At 35.2% G+C, this 23,175-nt stretch carries 24 protein-coding genes and 1 pseudogene; 7 read left to right on the forward strand and 18 right to left on the reverse strand.

The window, feature by feature from the left end:
- Positions 1–39: 39 nt before the first annotated feature.
- From BW926_RS05245 to lnt, 6 genes are all read right to left on the reverse strand, one after another.
- Positions 40–303, reverse strand: coding sequence for a GlsB/YeaQ/YmgE family stress response membrane protein (locus BW926_RS05245; protein WP_076444869.1), 264 nt, complete (start codon positions 301–303; stop codon positions 40–42).
- A 71-nt stretch (positions 304–374) separates the two neighbouring features.
- Positions 375–1,328: a signal recognition particle-docking protein FtsY gene (gene ftsY, locus BW926_RS05250; protein ID WP_076444871.1), complete on the reverse strand. Its 954-nt coding sequence runs from the start codon at positions 1,326–1,328 to the stop codon at positions 375–377.
- A 191-nt stretch (positions 1,329–1,519) separates the two neighbouring features.
- Positions 1,520–1,672, reverse strand: a complete 153-nt coding sequence (locus tag BW926_RS05255) for a DUF4295 domain-containing protein (protein WP_002976755.1) — start codon at positions 1,670–1,672, stop codon at positions 1,520–1,522.
- A gap of 20 nt (positions 1,673–1,692) precedes the next feature.
- A complete protein-coding gene (rpmG, locus tag BW926_RS05260) occupies positions 1,693–1,875 on the reverse strand; it encodes a 50S ribosomal protein L33 (protein WP_027379950.1) in 183 nt (60 codons plus the stop codon).
- A 7-nt stretch (positions 1,876–1,882) separates the two neighbouring features.
- Positions 1,883–2,122, reverse strand: coding sequence for a 50S ribosomal protein L28 (gene rpmB, locus BW926_RS05265; RefSeq protein ID WP_007841810.1), 240 nt, complete (start codon positions 2,120–2,122; stop codon positions 1,883–1,885).
- Positions 2,123–2,345: 223 nt separating this feature from the next.
- Positions 2,346–3,980, reverse strand: coding sequence for an apolipoprotein N-acyltransferase (gene lnt / locus BW926_RS05270; RefSeq protein ID WP_076444873.1), 1,635 nt, complete (start codon positions 3,978–3,980; stop codon positions 2,346–2,348).
- 55 nt (positions 3,981–4,035) lie between these two features.
- On the opposite strand from lnt, the gene BW926_RS05275 reads away from it, so the two are divergent.
- Complete coding sequence (locus tag BW926_RS05275) at positions 4,036–4,458, forward strand: VanZ family protein (RefSeq protein WP_076444875.1); 423 nt, start codon at positions 4,036–4,038, stop codon at positions 4,456–4,458.
- A gap of 119 nt (positions 4,459–4,577) precedes the next feature.
- Here the strand turns inward: BW926_RS05275 and proC are convergent, their stop codons facing one another.
- The 4 genes from proC to BW926_RS05295 all read right to left on the reverse strand — a co-directional run bounded on the left by proC (position 4,578) and on the right by BW926_RS05295 (position 8,242).
- Positions 4,578–5,381: a pyrroline-5-carboxylate reductase gene (proC, locus tag BW926_RS05280; RefSeq protein ID WP_076444877.1), complete on the reverse strand. Its 804-nt coding sequence runs from the start codon at positions 5,379–5,381 to the stop codon at positions 4,578–4,580.
- A 137-nt stretch (positions 5,382–5,518) separates the two neighbouring features.
- Positions 5,519–6,532, reverse strand: coding sequence for a UDP-N-acetylmuramate dehydrogenase (murB, locus tag BW926_RS05285; protein ID WP_076444879.1), 1,014 nt, complete (start codon positions 6,530–6,532; stop codon positions 5,519–5,521).
- 16 nt (positions 6,533–6,548) lie between these two features.
- Positions 6,549–7,019, reverse strand: coding sequence for a hypothetical protein (locus tag BW926_RS05290; RefSeq protein WP_076444881.1), 471 nt, complete (start codon positions 7,017–7,019; stop codon positions 6,549–6,551).
- A gap of 17 nt (positions 7,020–7,036) precedes the next feature.
- Positions 7,037–8,242 carry a pyridoxal phosphate-dependent aminotransferase gene (locus tag BW926_RS05295; protein WP_076444883.1) on the reverse strand — a complete coding sequence of 402 codons (1,206 nt, stop codon included), beginning with the start codon at positions 8,240–8,242 and terminating at the stop codon, positions 7,037–7,039.
- A 397-nt stretch (positions 8,243–8,639) separates the two neighbouring features.
- Between BW926_RS05295 and BW926_RS05300 the strand changes: the two genes are divergently transcribed.
- The 3 genes from BW926_RS05300 to BW926_RS05310 all read left to right on the forward strand — a co-directional run bounded on the left by BW926_RS05300 (position 8,640) and on the right by BW926_RS05310 (position 10,257).
- Complete coding sequence (locus BW926_RS05300) at positions 8,640–9,095, forward strand: DUF1801 domain-containing protein (RefSeq protein WP_076444885.1); 456 nt, start codon at positions 8,640–8,642, stop codon at positions 9,093–9,095.
- On the forward strand, positions 9,073–9,729 hold the full coding sequence (locus tag BW926_RS05305; RefSeq protein WP_083672265.1) for a YiiX/YebB-like N1pC/P60 family cysteine hydrolase: 657 nt from the start codon (positions 9,073–9,075) through the stop codon (positions 9,727–9,729). The genes BW926_RS05300 and BW926_RS05305 overlap by 23 nt, the downstream gene beginning before the upstream one ends.
- 213 nt (positions 9,730–9,942) lie before the next feature.
- Positions 9,943–10,257 carry a cysteine methyltransferase gene (locus BW926_RS05310; protein ID WP_076444887.1) on the forward strand — a complete coding sequence of 105 codons (315 nt, stop codon included), beginning with the start codon at positions 9,943–9,945 and terminating at the stop codon, positions 10,255–10,257.
- Between the two features lie 100 nt (positions 10,258–10,357).
- Here the strand turns inward: BW926_RS05310 and murA are convergent, their stop codons facing one another.
- Entirely contained in the window at positions 10,358–11,665 is a 1,308-nt protein-coding gene (gene murA / locus BW926_RS05315) for a UDP-N-acetylglucosamine 1-carboxyvinyltransferase (RefSeq protein WP_076444889.1), read from the reverse strand.
- Positions 11,666–12,316 (reverse strand): DUF4290 domain-containing protein, encoded by a 651-nt coding sequence (locus tag BW926_RS05320; protein WP_076444891.1) that lies wholly within the window; start codon positions 12,314–12,316, stop codon positions 11,666–11,668.
- A 188-nt stretch (positions 12,317–12,504) separates the two neighbouring features.
- Between BW926_RS05320 and BW926_RS05325 the strand changes: the two genes are divergently transcribed.
- Entirely contained in the window at positions 12,505–13,941 is a 1,437-nt protein-coding gene (locus BW926_RS05325; protein ID WP_076444893.1) for an alpha-amylase, read from the forward strand.
- 45 nt (positions 13,942–13,986) lie between these two features.
- Here the strand turns inward: BW926_RS05325 and BW926_RS05330 are convergent, their stop codons facing one another.
- Positions 13,987–14,394, reverse strand: a complete 408-nt coding sequence (locus BW926_RS05330) for a thiol-disulfide oxidoreductase DCC family protein (RefSeq protein WP_076444895.1) — start codon at positions 14,392–14,394, stop codon at positions 13,987–13,989.
- A 9-nt stretch (positions 14,395–14,403) separates the two neighbouring features.
- Positions 14,404–14,865: a heme-binding domain-containing protein gene (locus BW926_RS05335; RefSeq protein ID WP_076444921.1), complete on the reverse strand. Its 462-nt coding sequence runs from the start codon at positions 14,863–14,865 to the stop codon at positions 14,404–14,406.
- Between the two features lie 346 nt (positions 14,866–15,211).
- Here BW926_RS05335 and katG point away from each other — a divergent pair, with 346 nt between their 5' ends.
- Both katG and BW926_RS05345 read left to right on the forward strand, forming a co-directional pair.
- Positions 15,212–17,491 carry a catalase/peroxidase HPI gene (gene katG / locus BW926_RS05340; RefSeq protein ID WP_076444897.1) on the forward strand — a complete coding sequence of 760 codons (2,280 nt, stop codon included), beginning with the start codon at positions 15,212–15,214 and terminating at the stop codon, positions 17,489–17,491.
- A 144-nt stretch (positions 17,492–17,635) separates the two neighbouring features.
- Positions 17,636–18,241, forward strand: a complete 606-nt coding sequence (locus BW926_RS05345; RefSeq protein ID WP_076444899.1) for a hypothetical protein — start codon at positions 17,636–17,638, stop codon at positions 18,239–18,241.
- 376 nt (positions 18,242–18,617) lie between these two features.
- Here the strand turns inward: BW926_RS05345 and BW926_RS05350 are convergent, their stop codons facing one another.
- The 4 genes and pseudogenes from BW926_RS05350 to BW926_RS05365 form a co-directional block, all read right to left on the reverse strand.
- Positions 18,618–19,409 carry a T9SS type A sorting domain-containing protein gene (locus BW926_RS05350; RefSeq protein ID WP_076444901.1) on the reverse strand — a complete coding sequence of 264 codons (792 nt, stop codon included), beginning with the start codon at positions 19,407–19,409 and terminating at the stop codon, positions 18,618–18,620.
- Between the two features lie 393 nt (positions 19,410–19,802).
- Entirely contained in the window at positions 19,803–20,627 is an 825-nt protein-coding gene (locus BW926_RS05355) for a T9SS type A sorting domain-containing protein (protein ID WP_076444903.1), read from the reverse strand.
- A 430-nt stretch (positions 20,628–21,057) separates the two neighbouring features.
- The gene (locus tag BW926_RS05360) at positions 21,058–21,849 is read right to left on the reverse strand and encodes a T9SS type A sorting domain-containing protein (protein ID WP_083672266.1); all 792 of its coding nucleotides are present in this window, start codon (positions 21,847–21,849) and stop codon (positions 21,058–21,060) included.
- Between the two features lie 658 nt (positions 21,850–22,507).
- Positions 22,508–23,175, reverse strand: a pseudogene (locus BW926_RS05365) (hypothetical protein); the annotation flags it as partial.

Genomic DNA, 23,175 nt, shown 5'->3' on the forward strand with positions numbered 1-23,175 from the left:
AAATCCGCCCTCTTATTTTATTGTCTTAAATAATTAATGTTAAGCACTTTTCTTAGTAGCCATACCGTAGATCCAAAGGATTATTAAAGCGCCACCGATCGCAAGGATCCAGCTTCTAAAATTCCAGAAAGAATCCACATCGCCCCAATGAAGGACATACACTCCGATTGCTCCGCCAATGAAGGCGCCTAAAATCCCTAAAATAATAGTAATCAGCCATCCACCTCCCTGGGCGCCCGGCATAATAAGTTTTGCGATTGCTCCGGCTAGCAGCCCGAAAATAATCCATGTTAAAATTCCCATAGTTGCAAATTTTTTTATTGTTAATATTTAAATGAAATTACATTGCTAATATATGGAAAACATGATTAAAATCATCTTTTCTTGAAAAACGAATCAACAAATTCCGTACCATTGAATAATTGCAAATCCTGCATCTTTTCTCCGACACCAATATATTTCACCGGAATCTGAAACTGATCTGAAATGCCTATGACAACACCTCCTTTTGCTGTTCCGTCAAGTTTTGTAACGGCTAAAGCATTGACTTCCGTTGCGGCTGTAAACTGTTTAGCCTGCTCAAAAGCATTCTGCCCTGTGGAACCATCCAGAACCAGTAAAATCTCATGAGGCGCATCAGGAATTACTTTTTGCATTACCCTTTTAATCTTTGAAAGCTCATTCATCAGATTAACTTTATTGTGAAGCCTTCCCGCAGTATCGATGATCACAACATCTGCATTTTGAGCAACCGCACTCTGTACTGTATCAAAAGCGACTGAAGCAGGATCGGAACCCATTTCCTGTTTTACGATAGGAACTCCAACTCTCTGGCTCCAAATCACCAGCTGGTCAACAGCCGCAGCTCTAAAAGTATCTGCAGCTCCTAAAACAACTTTCTTACCTTCAGATGTAAACTGATGAGCCAGTTTTCCAATAGTCGTGGTTTTCCCCACACCGTTTACCCCTACGACCATAATGACGTATGGCTTTTTGGAAGTGTCAATATTTCCGGTTCCGCGGTGAGGATTTTCCAGTAGTAATCCGGAAATTTCCTCGCGCAAAATTTTATCAAGCTCACTTATATTGACATATTTGTCTCTGGCAACCCGCTCTTCAATTCTTTCTATGATCTTAATGGTGGTAGATGCGCCGACATCCGATGCAATAAGTACTTCTTCCAGATCATCCAGAACTTCGTCGTCTACCTTGCTTTTACCGGCTACGGCTTTTGTGATTTTTTCAAAAAACCCCTGGCTGGATTTTTCTAATCCTTTATCTAGAGTTTCTTTTTCTTCTTTTTTAAAGATATTTTTAAACCAACTCATTGTATGAATTACGAAATTTATTAATTAAAGATGGAAGCTGGTAAATGAAGGCTTGAAGTTTACAGACTTATTAAGTCTTTATTATTACTTCCAGCATCTAACTTCTGATTTCCAGCTAGAATAAAAGCAAAGATAACAAAAAAACTACCCAAAATATGAGTAGTTTTTTTATATTGTAAATAAAGTGTAGATTATTTTTTCAAATAACCGTCTACTTCGTCTGCATTCATTACTTTTTCTTCGAAAACGTAAGCTCCTGATTTGGAAGACTTCACCATTTTCACTACTTTAGTCATTTTTTTAGACTGACCGCTTTGTAGGGTTGCTACTACTTTCTTTGCCATGGTAAATTATATTTTATAAATTACTTGATTTCTTTATGAACGGTTACCTTTTTAAGAACAGGATTGTATTTTTTTAATTCCAATCTTTCTGTTGTGTTCTTTTTATTTTTTGTAGAAATGTATCTGGACATTCCTGGCATACCGCTTTCTTTGTGCTCTGTACATTCAAGGATTACTTGAACTCTGTTTCCTTTTTTTGCCATGATTCAATTACTTTTTAATCAATCCGTTTCTTACAGCTCTTTCCAGAGCCTCCTCGATTCCAATCTTGTTAATCACTCTCAATCCATGAGCTGATACTTTCAGTGTTACGTGCTTATCTTGCTCCGGAAGGTAAAACTTCTTCTCCAATAAGTTAATTTCAAAACGACGCTTCGTTTTGTTATTAGCGTGAGAAACGTTGTTACCAACCATTGCACGCTTTCCTGTTATTTGGCAAATTCTTGACATATCTCGATGTTCTTATTTGTACTATAATATTTGAGAGTGCAAAATAACGAAGAATTTTTTAGATAGACAAATCTTTTGGAAATTATTTATAATAACTTATTGATTTGTAATTTGATTTTATTTTGTTTAACCTTCAGATTTCACAGATGTTTGTTTTTATAATTATGAGAAGGAATAGGGCTTTATATCTATTAGTTTACTTATATCTTCTGTATATCTGTGATTATTTCTTCTTCATTTTATTCTGAAACCATTTAATCAAAAAATAAAACAATAAAAATCCCAGTGCAAAGATTGAAAATCTTGAAAGCAAATCCCCTGATCTCGTATAGAAAGTCATTCCGTCATACAGATTCACTTTTGCGAATAAAGCCGTTTTGTCGCCATAAAATGTATTTTCAAGGATCTCGCCCTTTGCATTAATATGTGCAGAAATCCCGCTATTGGCGGCACGCGCAATCTCTCTTCTGGTTTCGATGGCTCTTAATTTGGCGTAAGATAGAAGCTGCTTGTGCCCTTCCGTTACACCCCACCAGGAATCATTCGTCATGATAGCCAGGAAATTGGCGCCTTTTTTTACGTAATCAGTGGTAAATTCCCCATAAATGCTTTCATAGCAGATGATAGGAGCTAGTTTCCCTTTATTGAAAGGATTGGAAAAAGCAACCCGTTCTTTATCAGTTCCTAAAGAAGCAACAGTTCCGCCCAAATTGAGCATTGCATCGCCTAAAAGAGGCTTTAAATAGCTCATGTAAGGAAAAATTTCAACGCCGGGAACTAATTTCCCTTTATGATAAACTTCCACTTTCTGATTCGGGATGACCTGAACAGCAGAATTGAAATTTTCTACCCAAAGTTCATGATTGAGTTGGTAAGCTTCTTTGGGTAAATCGGTATCGTTCGTGTAAAACTTATGTGAAGAAATTCCTGTTGCAAAAACAGATCCGGGATGTCTGGATAAAAATTCTTTAAGATTATTTAACATCAAACTCTTCTCAAAAGCTCTCTCAGCGATAGAACCTCTTCCCGGAAGTGCCGTTTCCGGTGCAATATAATAATCGATTTTACCTTTTGAATTCCTTTCTGCAAGACTTAAAAGATCATTTTCAATTGTTAAGCTATCCTGTGAATATTTTTCAGCATAAGGGTCAAGATCGGGCTGAAGCATCAGAATATTTACACTTCCGATTGGTTTTTCATTAAAGCTATTATGTTTCATTAAAGAAATGACCATCGGGACTGCAATTAAACCAATAATAATTGAAGAATTTCTAATTAAATCTTTTCTTTTTCTTCCCGCCTGCCAAATTCTTACAGTATAGAAAATCAGTACATTAATCAATAAAATCCAAAAACTTCCACCTGTCGCTCCCAATGTGTCGTACCATTGAATGAGTTTTGGATATTCTGAAAACGCATTTCCAAGATTCAGCCATGGCCATGTAAATTCCCAGTTTAAATGAAATTTTTCAAAACTCATCCAGATAACAATGAAAAAACCCAATCCCCAATAGGTTCCCTGTGCATTTTTGTACCAGTGATAACATTGAAAAACCAGAGAATATAAAAGAGAATTAACCAAAACGGGAAAAACAACAGCAAATATGGAGTGGCTTCCGTCGGGATTTTTAGCACCATATAACCAGCCTGTTGTTACGATGTTCCAAATGATAAAGCATAGGTAGGAAAGGCCGAAAATCATCCAGCTTTTTCTTTTATAGTCTGAAAATTTTGAAATTCCGTGTTCCATCATCAAAAGCGGAACAAGGGCAAAAAATATAAAAAACGGAACTCCGTACGTAGGCCATGAAACGGATAGCAACATTGCAGAAATGAGCGTAAGTAAAACGTATTTCATTAATTTTTTTTAATACACAAATTTAATGCTTTTGAAATGAATAAATTTGCAATTGATGTTAAAGAAATTTTATAAAATTTTTATTCTTCCATATACTTTATTTTTGCTATATCTCATGTTTCTTGGGATGGGCAGACTTCAGTATGAGGATAATCTTATTACAGTGGAACCGGTTATTTCTACAATTAATTTCATTAAAGGAGCTGTTTCCTGGAAGGTTACTGTGACTATTGTTCTTGGGAATGTATTGATGTTTATTCCCTTCGGTTTTTTGGGATGGGTTTTCCCCGAGCTTAAGAATTTTGAAAATTTGCTTTTTACTTTTATATCTACGATTGTCATTGTGGAGGCACTTCAATATTTTACAAGAATGGGAATTTTTGAAATTGATGATATTATTTTGAATACTTTCGGAGTGTGTTTAGGATTTTTAATGAAGGGATTTATTGAAAAAAGATTGAGAAGTTGGGTCGTTTAACTTATTAATAAAATGAGATACTTCGACAGGCCTGGCACAACATTTCTAATACTAACCGTGTTATTTTATGGTAATCTGTAGCAATGTCATGCTGAGTCTATCTAAGCATTTATCATAATTTACCCATTCAATTCTTTTGCGCGTTTTTCAGCGTTCAGAATTCCATTTTTCAAAATTTCTTTAAAATTATTTTCTTTAAAAGTTTTCAAAGCAGCTTCTGTTGTTCCCCCCTTTGACGCAACATCCTGGATTAATTCCTCAAGGTTTTTATCAGAATTATTGATCAGATGATACGCTCCCAACATGGTTTGCTGTACAAAAAGTTTCGAAAGGTTTTCTTCGATTCCCATTTCAATTCCGGCCTTGATCATGGCATCTACAATATAATAAAAGTAAGCCGGGCCGCTTCCGGAAAGCGCCGTAACAGCGTCTAGGAGCTCTTCATTTTCCAGATAAACCGATCTGCCCGTAGAATTCAATAATCTTTCAATATTGATCAACTGGCTGAAAGAAATTCCTTTTGCAGAAGTATATCCTGTAATTCCCATTCCTAAGAGAGTAGGAGAGTTCGGCATGGCTCTTACAACTAACGGGTGATTTAATAATTTCTGAATTTTTTCAATTTTAATTCCGGCCATAATAGATAATACCATCTGGTTTTCTTTCAATGCAAATTGAAAATTTTCCGAAACATATTGAAAATCCTGTGGTTTTACAGCGATAATGATTAAATCTGCATCCAATTCTGTAACATTATTAAAAGTAGAAACTTTCGACTTAGGAAATTCTTCTAATATTTTAGGGAATTTAGATTCGTTTCTTGTAATTAAATGTAAGTTTTCCGGCTTTATCAATTCATATTTTAAAAATGACTTTGAGAAAGATAATCCCATATTTCCGGCTCCAAGAATAGCTATTTTCATATTCGCGCTGGTTTTTATTTGTTTGGAGATGCTTTGGCAGGCTCAGCACGGCAAGTGCAATTAGAACGTTGAATTTAGGTGTTAGTATTAGGGATGTCGTACTGAGCGAAGTCGGAGCATCTGAATTATTAAAATTATTAAATAATATTCACTTCTCTTTCTAGCTCAATTCCAAATTTCTCTTTCACAGAATTGATAATTTCTGTCGAAAAATCAAAAATTTCCTTTCCTGTCGCATTTCCGGTTGCATTGATAATTACTAAGGCTTGAAGTTTATGGGATGCTACATTTCCGATTTGCTTTCCTTTCCATCCACATTGCTCGATCAGCCAGCCAGCCGGAATTTTTACAAAGTCGTTGTTTGGATAGCCAGGAATATTTTCAAATTTTTGTTGTAGCTCCTCAAATTGCGTTAAAGGAATTGTTGGGTTTTTAAAGAAACTTCCCGCATTTCCAATTTCTTTGGGGTCAGGTAATTTACTTTGTCTGATATTGATAACAGCTTTTGATACATCCTGAATTGTCGGGTTTTTAATGCCCATATTCTCGAGCTCTGATGTGATAGCGCCGTATTCGTTTTGTATAATGTGGTTGCGTCTTGTAAGTTTGAATGTGACTTCCAATATTACATACTTTCCCTTTCCTTCCTGCTTGAATATGGAATCTCTGTACCCGAATTTACATTGTTCAAGATTAAAGATCTCCAGCTGAAGGCTTTTAAGGTTCAGAACGGTACAGTTTACGAAGATGTCTTTAATTTCTGTTCCGTACGCACCAATATTTTGTATGGGTGAAGTTCCTACATTCCCCGGGATCAGGGATAAATTTTCAAGGCCGCCCAAGTTTTTTTCAAGACAGAAAAGAACGAATTCGTGCCAGTTTTCACCTGCTTTTGCTGTCACCAAGGCTTCTTCTTCGTTGATGAGATCTTCATGAATGCCTTTCAGATTTAATTGAATGGCCAGCCCGTCAAAATCTTTTGTGAGCAGGATATTGCTTCCGCCGCCTAAAAAAAGAAGAGGAAGAGCTTCGGAATTTGAAAAATGTAAAGCTTCCTTTAGTTCTTCGACGGTGTTTACTTTAGTGAAATAGGCTGCATTGGCACCAACACCAAAAGTATTATATGGCTTAAGTGAAAAATTTTCGTGCATTGGTTTATTTATATTCTTAAGGAAGGATATTTAGAATCTGATCTTTTAACTTCTGAAGCTGTTTGTAGTAAATTGTGTCAACATAAGCATTTACGTAAGCATGATATTTTTTCGGAGTTCTGATCTGGAAGGTTTCATCAATTCCGTCTACGGATTGCTGGCTCGGTGAACTTTTGATTTTATCTAAAGTTCTCACGTCCAAGGTAGAAGTGAGGCGGTTCCAGATTTGGGGAGTATTTTTGGATTTCCACTCTTTATGGGCTTTGGTATGGGTGCTGCCGGTTTCCATATGAATGGAGTCTTTGGTGACTTCAACTATTTTGTAGTTCCCAAGCTCTCCTCCAATTTCCGAATATTTGATAGAAATAATTTCGTTTGGTTTTTTTGAAAAAATGTTTTCACTTTTTTTATAATCACAGGAAAAAAATATCAGCAATAAAAGAACAGGTGCGGAGAGTTTCAATCCTATATTTTTTATCGCTGACATGATATTTGTAATTTTAATTAAAGACTAAATTCAGATTTATATTTTTCAAGAGCATCTTTCAGGATCGCCATACTTCTCTTTAAATCTTCTTCTTTTAAAACATAAGCAATTCTTACCTGTTTTTTCCCTAATTCTGGGTTGCTATAAAATCCTCCTGCAGGCGCCACCATAATGGTTTCATTGTGATTGGAATAGCTTTCCAGTAACCATTGAGCGAATTTTTCAGTGTTATCAACAGGTAATTCTGCCACACAGTAGAAAGCTCCTTTTGGCTTTGGACAAATAACACCGGGAATGGCATTTAGTAAATCCACTAAAACGTTTCTTCTGTGGGTATATTCCTCTCTTACCGCTCTGATGTAAGCTCCATCATTCTGGTGGGCAGCAGTAGCGGCTATTTGTCCTAATAAAACAGGACTTAATCTTGCCTGGGCAAAAAGCATTGCTGCATCGTGGATTTTTTTGGAACGAGTAATCATACATCCGATTCTTACGCCGCACATTGAGTAACGTTTAGATTCTGAATCAATAATGATACAGTTTTCGCTTAGCTCCGGGAATGCGAACATGGAAATCTGCTGCTTTCCGTCATACACATATTCTCGGTATACTTCGTCGGAAATCACCACAATGTCATGTTTTAAAGCAATATCTGCCAGCTTCTGAAGTTCTTCACGGGTGTATAGGTATCCTGTAGGGTTTCCCGGGTTACAGATGATGATTGCTCTTGTTTTATCAGTGATTTTTTTTTCAAATTCTTCAATAGGAGGAAGGGCAAACCCTGTATCAATAGTAGAAGGTACGGCAACTACATGTACATTGAATGTGCTTGTAAAGCCATTGTAATTAGCATAATAAGGTTCAGGAATGATTACCTCATCACCATCATCACACAGAGTTGATACCGCAAAGTTTAATGCTTCTGAACCTCCGTTTGTCACAATGAAATTATCAGTTGTAAGATCTGTAAAGCCTAATGAATGATAATATTCCGTAAGTACTTTTCTATATTCTATATTGCCTTCAGAAAGAGCATATTCCAAGACTTTTAAGTCTATATTTTTTAAAGCATTAAGAGCTGTTTCCGGAGTTTCAATATCTGGCTGCCCGATATTGAGGTGATATACTTTTATTCCTTTTTGTTTTGCTTTCAGGGCAAAGGGAACCAGTTTTCTTACCGGCGACGGCGGCATGTGTTGTGCTCTGTTTGAAATATTCGGCATTGTTCAAAAATTTGTATAGCAAAAATAAGATTTAATTTCTCAATAATAAAATGTTGCTTGTTTATTAATGATTTTTTGCAATTCGTAATTTTTCAATTATTTTAACGTGAGTTCGATATAATAATTTTTACGTAAGCAGCTAGACAATTTGTTTAGCTGTTTTTTATTTGATTTAAAACTAATTTCAAATCTGTTTAAACTTTTTATTTTCAAAGATCTTTCCTCTTGCTTAAATAGGGGATGATAACCATAGTCCCATTGTAACGGCATCCTTTTGTGTAGCGAAGTAAAACAAAAGAAAAGACATAGTGAAAAGAGGGAAATTGCTCCTAAAAGGTTTAAACAAGTTTTTCATTTAAATTTTGTTAATTTGAAGAATTATTAAAAACTTTACAGTATGCAGATTCAAGCCTTATCCGTAGAAGATTACATTTCAAAAATTCCCGAAGAAAGACAGAATATTTTCAAAAGAATAGTTGAAACCATTAATGATAATTTACCGGAAGGGTTTCGTGAAAGTATCAGCTACGGAATGGTAGGGTGGGGCGTTCCGCTGGAAATTTATCCTGCCGGATACCACTGCACACCGGGATCCCCGCTACCGTTTATGGCGCTGGCTTCCCAGAAGAATTTTATCGCATTTTATCACATGGGAATGTATGCAAAACCGGAATTATTAAGCTGGTTTGTTGAAGAGTTTCCAAAACACTCCAAAAGAAAACTGGATATGGGAAAATCCTGTGTCCGCTTCAAAAAAATGGATGATATTCCTTTGGAATTATTGGCTGAGGTGAGCAAAAAAATGACAGTACAGGATTGGATAGATTGTTATGAATCAAATTTTAAAAAATAAAATATTCCTGAAATTATTTGCGGTTTTTTTTCTTATAAATTTATTTTTAAGCTGTAAAAATTCTGTTGCTTCAGACCTTCGAAATGGGGATTTACTTTTCGTCACCGCTAAGCAGACTGGCTTATCCGGTGCTATCAATAATGTTACTCAAAAAGAAGAAAATGCTCCATTTGATCATATAGGTATTTTAGAAAAAGCAGATAATGGAATTTTCGTTCTTCATGCTGCTCCAAAGGGCGGTGCTCAGAAGCAGGCTTTAAAAGATTTTCTGAAAGATCAGTCTGAGGAAGGTCAGAAAGTGATTGTTTATCGCTTAAGGGAGCAATATCAGAATGCAATTCCGGAAGCTATAGAAAAGGCAGAGTCTATGTTGGGCAAGCCCTACAATTTTAATTATATTTTGGATGAAAATTCGTATTACTGTTCAGATTTTGTAGAAAGAGCTTTCAGAAATGACCATATTTTCAAACTCGAACCCATGACTTTCATTGACCCCAAAACTGGAAATACAAATACTTTTTGGAAAGAATTTTATCATGGGAAAAATTTAGCAGTTCCTGAAGGTGAGTTAGGATGCAATCCAAATGGTTTGGCGGCTTCCGATAAGCTGGAAAGAATTAAGGAATTGAAATAAAAGATTTGTTTAAATTTTTATTTTAAGCTTTTTCCGCTATTCATTCATACAATATTTAGAATCCACATTAATTTTAGACAAAATTAAACTTTAAAGAAATATATTTAATTAAAAATATTATCCTACTAATTTGGTAGACTAATAAATTTTTATATTTTTGCTAAAGATTTACTCATCGTGAGGAGATCTTAATATGAGCCAAAATGTTTAGTTATGATTACACCTAATCCTAATCTGCAGGTTTTACAAAACAAACTAAACCTGCCAAAAAATGAGTTTGTACTGGAAATAGAATTGAATGGTAAAATGAAATTTGAGCATTTGATGAATACTATTTATAATAAATTCGGAATTTGTCACAGGGTGCTATCGGCTAATGTGGAATATGATTCTAAAGGAAACAGCTTTGGTTCTGTCCAGCTTTATATCAATGTCAATTCTGATGATTATGAGCAGCTGGAGTTTTATCTTAATAAAAATAAACTTTTGAATACTAATGTAGAATACATATGCAGAAAGTATTCATAAACCATTCATATAGTTTTAATTACAAAAAAAAGCGTTCAGTGAAAACCGAACGCTTTTATTTTATAATTTGTTTAGTTTAAAGCTTTTAGCCTGAAACTTATCAAATTCTCTCGATATCGGCTCCAATTGCTCGCAGTCTTCCGTCAATATTTTCATATCCTCTGTCGATTTGCTCAATATTGTGAATGATTGATTTTCCTTCTGCGGAAAGTGCGGCAATCAAAAGGGCATTTCCGGCTCTGATGTCCGGTGAAACCATGGTTGTCCCACGCAGCGGAGTTTCCTGATTCAGCCCAATTACCGTTGCTCTGTGCGGATCACAAAGAATAATCTGAGCTCCCATATCAATTAGTTTATCAACGAAGAATAATCTTGATTCAAACATTTTCTGATGTACCAAGATGCTTCCTTTTGCCTGGGTTGCTACTACTAAAATAATAGATAGCAAATCTGGGGTAAACCCTGGCCAGGGTGCATCAGAAATTGTTAAAATGGATCCATCAATAAACTTCTGGATTTTATAATTTTCCTGAGCCGGGATGAAAATGTCATCATTACTTTGCTCAAGCTGGATTCCTAATTTTCTGAAAGTATTGGGAATAACACCTAGTTGGTTCCAGTTGACATTTTTAATGGTAATTTCAGATTTCGTCATGGCGGCAAGGCCTATCCAAGACCCGATTTCTACCATATCCGGAAGCATAGTGTGTTCAGTTCCGTGGAGATATTCCACTCCTTCGATGGTCAATAAATTAGAACCGATTCCTGAGATATTCGCTCCCATTCTGTTCAGCATTTTGCAAAGCTGCTGAAGGTAAGGCTCACAGGCAGCGTTGTAAATTCTGGTTTTTCCTTTTGCCAAAGCTGCAGCCATTACAATATTGGCTGTTCCTGTGACAGAAGCTTCTTCGAGCAGGATGAATTTTCCTCTGAGCTCTTTGGCTTTTAATGAATAAAAATATTCCTCTTCGTCATAATTAAACTCTGCACCAAGCTCTACAAGTCCTTGAAAGTGAGTGTCTAATCTTCTTCTTCCGATCTTGTCACCTCCGGGAGTCGGCATGTAAGCTTCTCCGTATCTTGCTAGCATTGGGCCCATCAGCATGATAGAACCTCTCAGCTTGGCTCCATCTTTTTTAAATTCGTTGGATTTTATATAGTCAAAATTAACCTTATCTGCCTTGAAGGTAAAATCTCCTTGTCCATTTTTAGTCACTTTTACTCCAAAATCACCCAAAATCTCAATCAGTCTGTTTACATCATGGATATCCGGAATGTTTTTAATTCTTACTTCATCATTCGTCAGTAGAACGGCACAAAGAATCTGTAGAGCTTCATTTTTTGCTCCTTGTGGAGTGATTTCACCATGCAGTCTTTTTCCCCCTCTTATTTGAAATGTACCACTCATTTACTTTCTGTTTTTATGATTATTGTTGTTGTGTCTCTTTTTATTAGACTGGTTTTTACTATTATTTCGGTTATTGTTATTATTTCTGTTGTTACTGTTTGTGTAATAGATTTTACTCTTCTCCAGCGTTTCGATTCCCGTGAGATCCAGTCTGTTTTCGGAGAGTTCTTTCAAGTGGCGGAAGATGACATCATCCGTTACGTGTTCTTTATTATATACGTTATAGGACTTTTTCATATTGTTGGCAATCACTTCGATCAGGGCTTCTTTTTCGTCACCTTGTTCTAGCTCGATTGCTTTTTCTATTAATTGAAGAATACTTTTTCCGTAGAATTTAAAATCGCCCTGAAGTTTCGGGTATTCCATCTTTTTGGGCCTTTCGGCAAGTTGTTCTCTGGTCGGGAAGGGGTAAGGTGAGTCTACATCCAGATCATAATTAGCCAAAATAAAAAGATGATCCCAAAGCTTATGTTTATAATTTTCTTCGTCTCGGAGCTGGGGGTTTCTCTGACCCATAAAATCAATGATTGCCATTGCCATTTCGCTTCTTTCTTCTTTTGTAGAAAGTTCTTTGCAATGTTCAACCAACTGTTGTATAATTCTGCCATATTCAGGCAAATGAAGCTGAGTTTTTTGGGTATTGTATTCCATAGTATGCAAATATATGGATTAATGGAAAAATTGTACCGAAAATCTTAAAAGTTTATTGTTTTTTTATAAAAATTTAAATAATCTTTTCGTAACGTTTATTGGTAAAAATGAAAATTATTTCACTTCGATTAGAATTTATTTTAATAAAATTGTATTTTCGTTAATAGTTTAATAATTAAAATTTCGATATGAAAAAAACACACTTTTTACTCTCTTTACTAGGCTTAGGGCTTATTAATTCCTGTCAGAATAATGATGAAATGTCAGTTGAAAATCCGAAACAACAGGAAGTTCATAACAAAACGGTGAATGTTACCAACCATGATGGTCGACCTTTCAGCACAGGAACTTCCTCCAACATTAATGCTAAATTCGTTGCGGGACCTGGAGGTAGCGTTTTGATGCAAGGTTTTTACTGGGATGTTCCCGATGGCGGAAATTGGTGGAATACCGTAAAAGGAAAAGTTACGGATTGGTCGAATGCAGGAATCGGTGCAATCTGGCTTCCTCCTGCTTCAAAAGCACAAAACGGAGCGTATTCTATGGGGTATGATCCTACGGATTATTATGATTTTGGAAATTTTAATCAAAATGGAAGTGTGGAAACACGTTTTGGATCAAGAACAGAGCTGGAAGCTTTAATTACACAGGCTCATGCTGAAAATATGCAGGTCTATGCAGATATTGTTATCAATCATAACAGCGGCGGGCAGTCTCAGGCCAATCCGTACACGGGAACCAATACATGGACAGATTTTTCCGGAGTAGCCTCTGGAAAATTCCCCAGAAGCTACAATGATTTTTATAAAAATGCCTATGGAAATAATGATGAAGGCGCTTTCGGCGGTTTTCCGGATCTGTGTCATGCGAATCCTTATGTTCAGGACTGGCTTTGGGGAAGGGATGATTCTGTCGGAAAGTACTATAAAAATGTCATGAAATTCGACGGTTGGAGATTCGATTATGTAAAAGGTTTCGGACCGTGGGTTGTGAATAACTGGAACTCAAATGTGGGCGGATTTTCCGTCGGAGAATTATGGGATTCTAATGTCAACACGCTGGAATGGTGGGCGAATAATGCCAACAGTTCCGTCTTCGATTTTGCGGCATATTATAAGATGGATGAAGCCTTTGATAATGGGAATTTAAATGCGCTCAATGATGATATGATGTGGAAAAGGAATCCTTTCAAAGCTGTAACTTTTGTTACAAACCATGATACCGATATCATTTACAATAAAATGCTGGCCTATGCCTATATCTTAACGCATGAAGGTTATCCTACGATTTTTTACAGAGATTATGAAGAGTGGCTAAGTAAGGAAAGATTGAATAATCTGATCTGGATTCACAACAATAAGGCAACCGGTACAACCTCAATTCTTTATACGGATAATGACGAATATATCGCAAGAAGAAATGGCTACAACGGAAACCCCGGGCTGGTTGTTTACATTAATAATTCTTCAAGCTGGCAGGAAAGATGGATTGAGACAAATTGGAGCAGTCAGCAGATCAAAGATTTTACAGGGCATTCCAGCTGGTATCCTACCACGCAGGGCGATAAGTGGGTGAAAATCCAATGTCCGCCGAATTCTTATTCTGTTTGGTCTTTGAATCAATAATTTAAATAAAAAAGGCTGCTTAATCATTGAGTAGTCTTTTTTTATCTAAATAAACTTCGCCCTTTGGTGCGGTGTCGGGAGGTAACATTTCTGATTGGCCAGCTTCATCCTGTTTTTTGAAATAACATCATAAACTTTATCACTTAAAAAGCTTGGTATGATTTTTCCTAGCCATGAAAGCTTGTAAATTCCTCCAATAAGATTGGCAATCTGTAGAGCCGCTTCTGATTTTTGCAGGTAATATTTATTCGGCTTCCAAAGATACATTGTATTGAAAACTTTCGTATTTAATCCCCTTTCAAATAAAAATTTTTGTCCAAAATCAGATTGTAGCGAAGCAAACATGAACTGATCTTTCTTATCTCTCCCCAAAATCCATTGTACCCAAAAATTGCAGACTCCACAATCCCCGTCAAAAAATACAACATATTTGTTTTCTAGACTTTCTTCCATGATTTTGTTTTAAAGATTCATTTTTCGCTCTGTCTCAGATTTCTCTTTTTTGAAATAATTAATTAAAATTTTTCTTTGTTCATCTGTCAGCTTAGCATCCTGGTGGCCAACGAAGTAAGATTCGAGAGGCATTTCTTTTTTTTCAATCATCTCTATACATTCCTGCAATTTGTGTGCCTGCTTTTTTGGCTCGTAAACGGCAAAAGTAGAAAAGTTCAGATGTTTCCTTCCTTCATTAATGTGATTTTTCAACACCCAGGAAGCAGGGGCAAAATTAGAATACCAGGGATATTTTGTTTCGTTGGAATGACAGTCGTAGCACGAGCTGGTGATGACGGCTGCCACTTCCGGAGGAGTGTTTTTTATTCTCAAAAAATCCATTCCCGGTGTGGGAACGGGATTCGTCTTATCAATCGGGAAAAACTGGATGATAATAAATGCTACGAGTAAAACTGTTATTATTTTTTTCATGCCTGAATTCATGTTTCGAATAGATAAAGATAATTAATTTTTAATAAAATAAAAATTTTCAATTTGGTAAATTATTAACTGTAATTTGAATTATTCTAAATGTTTGTTAATATCTTTTAATTTAATCGAATACATGTAAAATTTCATTACCTTAAATTTTAAAATATGGTATTTTTTACACCTTATCAAAAATTCTTTATTTAATTGAATTTATTTGAGTAAAGTTATTGTTTTTAACTATTGTAAATATATTTTTAATAGATTGTATTTATTATTTAAACAATTGTAACTTAGCTTTAAGCTTTATAGAAAAATATTAACGTAGTCAACATAAAAAATTGAACAAATGGAAAAAGATTTGAATGACATCAGTAAATGCCCGTTTCACAACGGAAGTATGAAAAAACAAAGCGTTGCAGGCGGCGGAACCAAAAATTTGGATTGGTGGCCGGATCAGCTCAGGGTGGATATTCTCCGTCAGCATTCCGGGCTTTCAAACCCGATGGACAAAGACTTCAACTATTCTGAAGCTTTTAAAAGCCTTGACCTTGATGCTGTGAAAAAAGACCTTCACGCTTTAATGATAGACTCCCAGGATTGGTGGCCTGCAGATTTTGGGCATTACGGGCCTTTATTTATCCGTATGGCATGGCACAGTGCAGGAACCTACCGGGTAGGTGACGGAAGAGGTGGAGCCGGAGCGGGACAGCAGCGTTTTGCCCCGCTGAACAGCTGGCCTGATAACGTGAATCTGGATAAAGCAAGAAGATTACTATGGCCGATCAAGCAAAAATATGGCAATAAAATTTCATGGGCCGACCTGTTGATTCTTACTGGAAATGTAGCCCTGGAATCTATGGGATTCAAGACATTTGGTTTTGCGGGAGGCCGTGAAGACGTCTGGGAACCTGATATGGATGTGTATTGGGGCTCGGAAAAGATATGGCTGGGGGGAGATCTCCGTTATTCACAAGGTTCTCCCGGTGTTATAGAAAGTCATGGTGTACTTCCAAGTGATGACGATGCAGATGGTGATATTCATACAAGAGATTTGGAAAAGCCATTGGCAGCCGTACAAATGGGCTTGATTTACGTAAACCCGGAAGGGCCGGACGGAAATCCTGATCCCATTGCGGCAGCAAAGGATATTCGTGATACATTCGGAAGAATGGCGATGGATGATGAGGAAACCGTTGCTTTGATTGCGGGAGGACATACATTTGGGAAAACCCACGGCGCAGGTCCTGCAGATCACGTAGGAAAAGAGCCTGAAGGTGAGGGGATTGAATTGCAAGGTTTTGGCTGGAATAGTTCTTATAAGTCGGGAAAAGGGGGAGATGCCATTTCCAGCGGACTGGAAGTTACCTGGACAGAAACTCCTACCCAATGGAGTAATTATTTCTTCAAAAACCTTTTTGAAAATGAATGGGAGCTGACAAAAAGTCCGGCCGGAGCTCATCAGTGGGTGGCAAAAAATGGTGCGGAGATTATTCCTGATGCATTTAATCCTAATAAAAAACACAGGCCGACAATGCTTACGACAGACCTTTCGTTGAGGTTTGATCCTGTTTATGAAAAAATTTCAAGAAGATTTTATGAAAATCCGGAGGCATTTGCTGATTCGTTCGCAAGAGCTTGGTTTAAGTTGACACACAGAGATATGGGGCCAAAAGCTCGTTATCTGGGCTCTGAAGTTCCTCAGGAAGACCTAATCTGGCAAGATCCAATTCCGGAAGTTGACCATGTATTGATCAATAACTCTGATATAGAGGCTTTAAAATCAAAAATTTTAGGCTCTGGCTTAAGTGTGTCTGAATTGGTTTCAACGGCTTGGGCTTCGGCTTCTACTTTCAGAAACAGCGACAAAAGAGGTGGGGCAAACGGGGCGAGGATAAGATTGGCTCCCCAAAGATATTGGGCGGTAAACAATCCAACCCAGCTTCAAAAAGTTTTAAATGTTTTAGAATATATTCAAAAAGAATTTAATGAAAATCAAACGTCTGGTAAAAAAGTTTCATTAGCTGATTTAATTGTGCTGGGAGGAAGTGCGGCGGTTGAAAAAGCTGCTAAAGATGCAGGACAGACATTAATTGTTCCTTTCGTACCTGGTAGAATGGATGCTTCCCAGGAGCAAACCGATGTAGAATCGATGGGGTATCTGGAGCCTATGGCAGATGGTTTCAGGAATTATCTGAAGAGAAAACTTTCAGTTTCTACGGAGTCATTATTAATTGATAAGGCTCAGTTGCTAAATCTTTCGGCTCCGGAGCTGACTGTGCTTGTAGGTGGCTTAAGAGCTTTGAATGCTAATTTTAACGGTTCTTTGCATGGGATTTTCACAAGAAGGCCTGGGGTTCTTACTAATGACTTTTTTGTAAACTTATTAGATATGGGTACTCAATGGAAATCGTCGTCCTTGGATGATGAGTTGTATGAAGGAACTGATCGCAAGACAGGTGAAAAAAAGTGGACAGCTACGCGAGCAGATCTTGTTTTCGGGTCTAATTCCGAATTGAGAGCTATTGCTGAGGTTTATGCAAGTTCTGATGCTCAGGAAAAATTTATTCGAGATTTTATAAATGCCTGGGTAAAAGTGATGAATGCTGATAGATTTGAATTTTTTTAATTAAAAAATGAAATTTAACGAAAAAAATTAATAAGACAGTCGGTTTGACTGTCTTATTGTATGAGTTTTATCAATTTTAACTCAAAGCTTTAGGATTTATTTGACTAAGAAAATATTTTTGTCTTTAAAACAAGTTTGAACAAAATGACAAAAAAATTATTTCCTATCCTATTATTGATAGGCTCATTTGCTTCTGCCCAAGTCGGGTTTAATACCAATAATCCAAGTGCAACATTAGACGTTGTTGGAAATCCTTCGGATAATGGAAAATTTGACGGAATCATTGCCCCGAGAATTTCTGCCAATCAGTTGAAAACAAAAAATTACACTTCTTCACAAACAGGAGCATTGGTGTATGTAACCGCTCCGGATTCTTCGCCTGCAGGGCAGACTTTGGGCGTGATTTCCACGGGATATTATTATTTTAATGGAGATCCATCTGTTAATCGATGGGTAAAAATTGTTTCTTCGGAGGATCAAAAAGTAAGGACTTTAGCTTCAGGAACAGTTGCGAATGATGATTATACGATTCTTGTTAGCGGAAATATTTCTCTTCCGGCTGCTAATATTTCTAATCAGGGGAAAATTTATAATTTAATAAATGATACTGTAGGAAACGTTACTGTTTCTGGAATATTCAGAATCAACGGCGGAAATTTTTCTAATTATATGCTGAATAATAGCGATCTAGGAAGAGGAGTTGTGGTACAGAGTACGGGCTCTGCGTGGGTTTTGATTTCCAGATATTAAATTTGTTACTTTTTAAGAAACAAAATTTGATTGGTAAAACGGTCGGAAATATTGAAATAAGTCTTCCTTACCTTAAAATAAAGGAGCTAAAATCTACAAATTGGCCTCAGTGTCTTAAGAACATTTGGGGCCATTTCTTTTTTCAATTCTAATTTCAAGCTATTATTTTGGTACACCAAAGAGATGCAATTTTATAATGATATTAGGGGTATGATGTTTTAGGTGAAGCCAATAATTCGGAAATCCGCTGGGATTTAAAAAGGTAATCATGATAAACTTGCATAAAAAAAATCCTTACTTCAAAAGTAAGGACAATATTAACTAATGGACAAATTTTTTAGAGCCACACTGTCAATTACACTGTGGTTATTGCATCTTAATTTTTACTAAACTTTTTATTTATTTTATGTTGTTTTGTCTCTATAGAAACTATATAATTACCTTTGATAAGTGAGGAAATATCTACTTCTTGTTTATATCCTTTTAATGATGAACTCATTACTTTTCTTCCTGATTCATCAAAAATTTCATATGATTTTAAATTATCTTTAGAGGAAATTGTGAAATTATTTTGTACAGGATTTGGATAAATGCTTACCATATTATCTTTAGTACTTGAGTTAATTTCATCAACTCCTAAGATACTTGCAGAGCAAGCAGCTAATAAAGAACCTATACTACCACCCGGACCGTTAATTGTTAATTGTGTATATCCACTAGGAGCATGAATTTTAAATACTCCGCCTCCACCTCCATTTGTATCTGCTATACCCGTGATAGTATTAGCAGTAATTGAGACACTACAGAAATTAATGGATGTAATAGATACTCCTCCGCTATTAGAATTGAAACTAAAGCTTTCACCTATATTGGTAGCTCCAATCAAAAATACTAAATCATTTACGGGCTTATCAAAATTTAAGGTTAACGTCCATACTCCATTCTGCCCTACCCATAGTGAACCAATATTAAAATTTATAGCTCCAGAGCAGCTTGACCAGGTATTAAAATATGAACTTACACTCCCTGTATAAGAAGACGTAACATTTACTCCATTAATATTTAAAGTACCATTAGGAGGGATATTTGCCGTTGAAGTGCAAGTCTGAGATTTCAAACCGACTCCAAAAGCTAAAACGTAAATCATTGAGAAAATTTTTTTTTTCATTTCTGTTTTTATTTTTAATTAATAGGCATTATTTCTACTATATATGCAGGATTTTAATTAGGAATCCAGTCTTGTATTTTGTATATTAAATTTATCAAACTTGGATTGCGAAAATATGACAAGCTTTGGGATAGGAAAGTAGGATTAGTAGTATGTTTTGTTAAATAGAATCTTACAATAATCATGAAAATAAACTACAGTTAATTCTCTTTTTATCAAAACAAATGCTCGCGAAAAGATGATGATATTACAAAAGGTTGATTATTAAAAAAGTAATCATAGGAAACGCGTATAGAAAAATAAAAAATCCTTACTTCTGAAGTAAGGACAATATTAACTAATGGACAAATTTTTTTAGAGCCACACTGTCAAGTACACTGTGGCTATTACATCTTAGTTTTTACTAATTTTTTTATTTATTTTACGTTGTTTTGTCTCTATAGAAACTATATAATTACCTTTGATAAGAGAGGAAATATCTACTTCTTGTTTATTTCCTTTTAATGATGAGCTCATTACTTTTCTTCCTGATTCATCAAAAATTTCATATGATCTTAAATTATCTTTAGAGGAAATTGTGAAATTATTTTGTACAGGATTTGGATAAATATTTACCAAATCATCCTTCATATTTGAATTAATGTCATCAACTCCTAAGATACTTGAAGAGCAAACACCTAATACAGAGCCTGCATCACCACCCGGACCATTAATTGTTAATTGCTGATACCCACTAGATGCATGAATTTTAAATGCCCCACTAGTAGAACCTAATATTCTTGTTATAGTATTAGAATTCGTTGAGAAACCACATGAGTTAATAGGTGTAATAGATATTCCTCCGCTATTAGAACTGAAATTAAAACTCTCATTAAAAGTGCCATCCATTGTGATAACACTATCAGATTTACCTCTAATCAAAAACACTACATCATTTACTGGCTGATCAAAATTTAAGGTTACTGACCATGTTTCATAATTTCCTCCTGCCCATAGTGCATTGGGGAGAAAACTCAAGCTATTCAAGTTGCAGGATGGGTTTGTACTAAGACCACTAGTATACATTTCTACATCCCCTGTAGAAGATGCTGTAACATTTACGCCATTAATATTTAAAGTTCCATTAATAGGAAGGTTTGTGGCTGTGGTGCAAGTCTGAGATTTTAAACCGATTCCAAAAGCTAAAACGTAAATAATTGAGAAAATCTTTTTTTTCATTTCTTAGTTTTTTTATTTGTTTTAATTATATCTCTTATTTCTCATATAAATGATATGTATTATATCTACTGTATAAACTGAATAAATTAGATTCCAATAGGATTTCGATTGGATATTTTGCATAGCGAATCTATCAAATTGAATTGCGAAAATATGGTGACTTTTGAGAAAAATAAGTAGAAATAGTAGTGCATTTCGTTAATTTGAATTTTGTGATAATCATCAAAAAAACTACATTTTCTTAATTGCTTCCCAGATGCTATGAAAAAATATTAATATCACAAAGATGTTGATCGTTAAAAGAGAGTACTCATTGTAAACTATTGCAGAAAAACAAAAATCCTTACTTTTGAAAGTAAGGATGGTATTGAATAACTGAGAAATATTTTAGAAAAAATCAAGCTATCGGATCAAATTATAACTATTGCACTTAGTTTTTACTAATTTTTTTATTTATTTTACGTTGTTTTGTCTCTATAGAAACTATATAATTACCTTTGATAAGAGAGGAAATATCTACTTCTTGTTTATTTCCTTTTAATGATGAGCTCATTACTTTTCTTCCTGATTCATCAAAAATTTCATATGATCTTAAATTATCTTTAGAGGAAATTGTGAAATTATTTTGTACAGGATTGGGGTATATGCTTACCAAATCATCCTTTGTATTTGAATTAATTTCGTCAGTTCCTAAGAAGATGCTTGCGGAACAAACGGCCAATAAAGAACCGTTACCATTAGTACCCGGATCATTAATTGTTAATTGTTGATACCCATTAGGAGCATGAATTTTAAATACTCCACCACCTCCAGCTTGTACTGATGTAATGGTATTAGCATTAATTGATGCATAACAAGTATTCATTGGTGTAATAGATACGCTGCCGTTATTAGAAATAAAATTATAATTTTCACCTGGATCAAGACCTGCAATCAAAAATACTAAATCATTTACAGGTTTATCAAAATTTAAGGTTTCTGACCATGCTCCATTCTGTCCCACAAATAATGAGCCGGTATTAAAAGTAACATTTACAGTGCAGCTTGCCCAAAACATATCAAAATTTGTACTTTCAGTTCCTATAGAAGAGGATGTAACATTTATTCCATTAATATTTAAAGTACCATTAGGGGGAATATTTGCTGTTGAAGCACAAGTCTGAGATTTCAAACCAAGCCCAAAAGCTAAAACATAGATCATTGAGAAAATCTTTTTTTTCATTTCTTATCTTTTTTTAATTATTTTTTATTACACGATGATATTCATGATTACTATATTAAAATTAGATTCCAATTAGCGATCAAACCTGATATTTTGTATAATCAATTTATCAAAACGGATTGCAATAATATGGTGACTTTTGCGAAAAAAATGTAGGAATAGTTTCGTGTTTTATTAATTTTAATTTTATCATAATCATCAAAAAACTACATTTTCTTAACTACTTTCCAGATTTATGAAAAAATGGAAGTAAGAACGAATATTGTTTACAATAATATCCGTCAGATCAAGTTCATAAATTAAGTAAACATCGCCTTTATAGAAATAAAATAACCCTTAAAGGCAAGGGTTATCAATAATTTATATAAAAATACTAATTGTTTGTTTTGCGCTGGTTACTTTCTCTGATACAGAATATAATATAGTGTATAGTGATAGTTAACATCATTTATTAGTTCATCAGTAGATTTTCTCAAGTTTGTTAGACGGTTTCTAAAAGTATTCTAAATTGATATTTCTTTATTGGAAGTCTTTAGTTTTAGAATCTAAACTGTCACAATCCTGTAATATGCATAGATTTTAAGGACACTACATTTACTAGAAATAAAAAAAAGATTATTTTCGTCTGCTCATCATACATTTGAAAAACAAATTCTATTTAGAGTTTATAAACTAATATACTAGTAGGAAGAGCTCTGTCTACAATTGGGTATGTATTATTATTATTCATACTTTTTGCTCCTGTAGTATAATAAGCTAAATTAATCTTATCGCCAGGATATGCAACTATAATTGATTCTACTGATAGTGAATAAGGAGGATAGCCAGCAATAGGGAAGCTTATAAAATTATTAGTACCTCTATATACTACCATGCGATTATCAGATACCACTCGAGCACTTCCTCCTGCACTAGGTGTTACTGTTATAATCAGATCAAAAGAACCTGCGGTACCATCAAAACCAGGAGTTGCTGCAGGCGGATTTTGAAAAGACAAATTTCCACGTATGTAATATGCGCCAGCTTCATTGATAGTTATAGTACCGGTGGTAGGGTCATAAACATTATGTGGATCTGATGATTCATTTAATATTAGAGGTATTGTACCAGAATCCGCCCATCCGGCATTATTATTCCATGAAACACTACCACCACCAGTTGCTAACAGATAAGCTGTAGCATATGATGATGGACCATTTGCTGAAAATAGGGTATTATTCCAACTAGCTAAACCATTAGCATCACTGGTTAAAACTTTTCCAGTTCCTTGGGTTCCGTCTGCTATTTTAACATTTCCGGCTACATCCAGATTTGCTGCTGGTGATA

Source organism: Chryseobacterium sp. RU37D (assembly GCF_900156075.1).
Taxonomy (GTDB): Bacteria; Bacteroidota; Bacteroidia; order Flavobacteriales; family Weeksellaceae; genus Chryseobacterium.

What these genes read in the sequence shown, in the direction of transcription:
- BW926_RS05325 (WP_076444893.1), top strand. Translation starts at nt 12,505, where the DNA reads ATGAAAAAAACACACTTTTTACTCTCTTTACTAGGCTTAGGGCTTATT.
- BW926_RS05295 (WP_076444883.1), bottom strand. Translation starts at nt 8,242, where the DNA reads ATGCCGAATATTTCAAACAGAGCACAACACATGCCGCCGTCGCCGGTA.
- BW926_RS05300 (WP_076444885.1), top strand. Translation starts at nt 8,640, where the DNA reads ATGCAGATTCAAGCCTTATCCGTAGAAGATTACATTTCAAAAATTCCC.
- BW926_RS05360 (WP_083672266.1), bottom strand. Translation starts at nt 21,849, where the DNA reads ATGAAAAAAAAGATTTTCTCAATGATCTATGTTTTAGCTTTTGGGCTT.
- BW926_RS05345 (WP_076444899.1), top strand. Translation starts at nt 17,636, where the DNA reads ATGACAAAAAAATTATTTCCTATCCTATTATTGATAGGCTCATTTGCT.
- BW926_RS05310 (WP_076444887.1), top strand. Translation starts at nt 9,943, where the DNA reads ATGATTACACCTAATCCTAATCTGCAGGTTTTACAAAACAAACTAAAC.
- BW926_RS05320 (WP_076444891.1), bottom strand. Translation starts at nt 12,316, where the DNA reads ATGGAATACAATACCCAAAAAACTCAGCTTCATTTGCCTGAATATGGC.
- rpmG (WP_027379950.1), bottom strand. Translation starts at nt 1,875, where the DNA reads ATGGCAAAAAAAGGAAACAGAGTTCAAGTAATCCTTGAATGTACAGAG.
- BW926_RS05255 (WP_002976755.1), bottom strand. Translation starts at nt 1,672, where the DNA reads ATGGCAAAGAAAGTAGTAGCAACCCTACAAAGCGGTCAGTCTAAAAAA.
- lnt (WP_076444873.1), bottom strand. Translation starts at nt 3,980, where the DNA reads ATGAAATACGTTTTACTTACGCTCATTTCTGCAATGTTGCTATCCGTT.
- murB (WP_076444879.1), bottom strand. Translation starts at nt 6,532, where the DNA reads ATGCACGAAAATTTTTCACTTAAGCCATATAATACTTTTGGTGTTGGT.
- BW926_RS05355 (WP_076444903.1), bottom strand. Translation starts at nt 20,627, where the DNA reads ATGAAAAAAAAGATTTTCTCAATTATTTACGTTTTAGCTTTTGGAATC.
- proC (WP_076444877.1), bottom strand. Translation starts at nt 5,381, where the DNA reads ATGAAAATAGCTATTCTTGGAGCCGGAAATATGGGATTATCTTTCTCA.
- BW926_RS05305 (WP_083672265.1), top strand. Translation starts at nt 9,073, where the DNA reads ATGAATCAAATTTTAAAAAATAAAATATTCCTGAAATTATTTGCGGTT.
- BW926_RS05330 (WP_076444895.1), bottom strand. Translation starts at nt 14,394, where the DNA reads ATGGAAGAAAGTCTAGAAAACAAATATGTTGTATTTTTTGACGGGGAT.
- BW926_RS05290 (WP_076444881.1), bottom strand. Translation starts at nt 7,019, where the DNA reads ATGTCAGCGATAAAAAATATAGGATTGAAACTCTCCGCACCTGTTCTT.
- katG (WP_076444897.1), top strand. Translation starts at nt 15,212, where the DNA reads ATGGAAAAAGATTTGAATGACATCAGTAAATGCCCGTTTCACAACGGA.
- rpmB (WP_007841810.1), bottom strand. Translation starts at nt 2,122, where the DNA reads ATGTCAAGAATTTGCCAAATAACAGGAAAGCGTGCAATGGTTGGTAAC.
- ftsY (WP_076444871.1), bottom strand. Translation starts at nt 1,328, where the DNA reads ATGAGTTGGTTTAAAAATATCTTTAAAAAAGAAGAAAAAGAAACTCTA.
- BW926_RS05350 (WP_076444901.1), bottom strand. Translation starts at nt 19,409, where the DNA reads ATGAAAAAAAAAATTTTCTCAATGATTTACGTTTTAGCTTTTGGAGTC.
- murA (WP_076444889.1), bottom strand. Translation starts at nt 11,665, where the DNA reads ATGAGTGGTACATTTCAAATAAGAGGGGGAAAAAGACTGCATGGTGAA.
- BW926_RS05335 (WP_076444921.1), bottom strand. Translation starts at nt 14,865, where the DNA reads ATGAAAAAAATAATAACAGTTTTACTCGTAGCATTTATTATCATCCAG.
- BW926_RS05275 (WP_076444875.1), top strand. Translation starts at nt 4,036, where the DNA reads ATGTTAAAGAAATTTTATAAAATTTTTATTCTTCCATATACTTTATTT.
- BW926_RS05245 (WP_076444869.1), bottom strand. Translation starts at nt 303, where the DNA reads ATGGGAATTTTAACATGGATTATTTTCGGGCTGCTAGCCGGAGCAATC.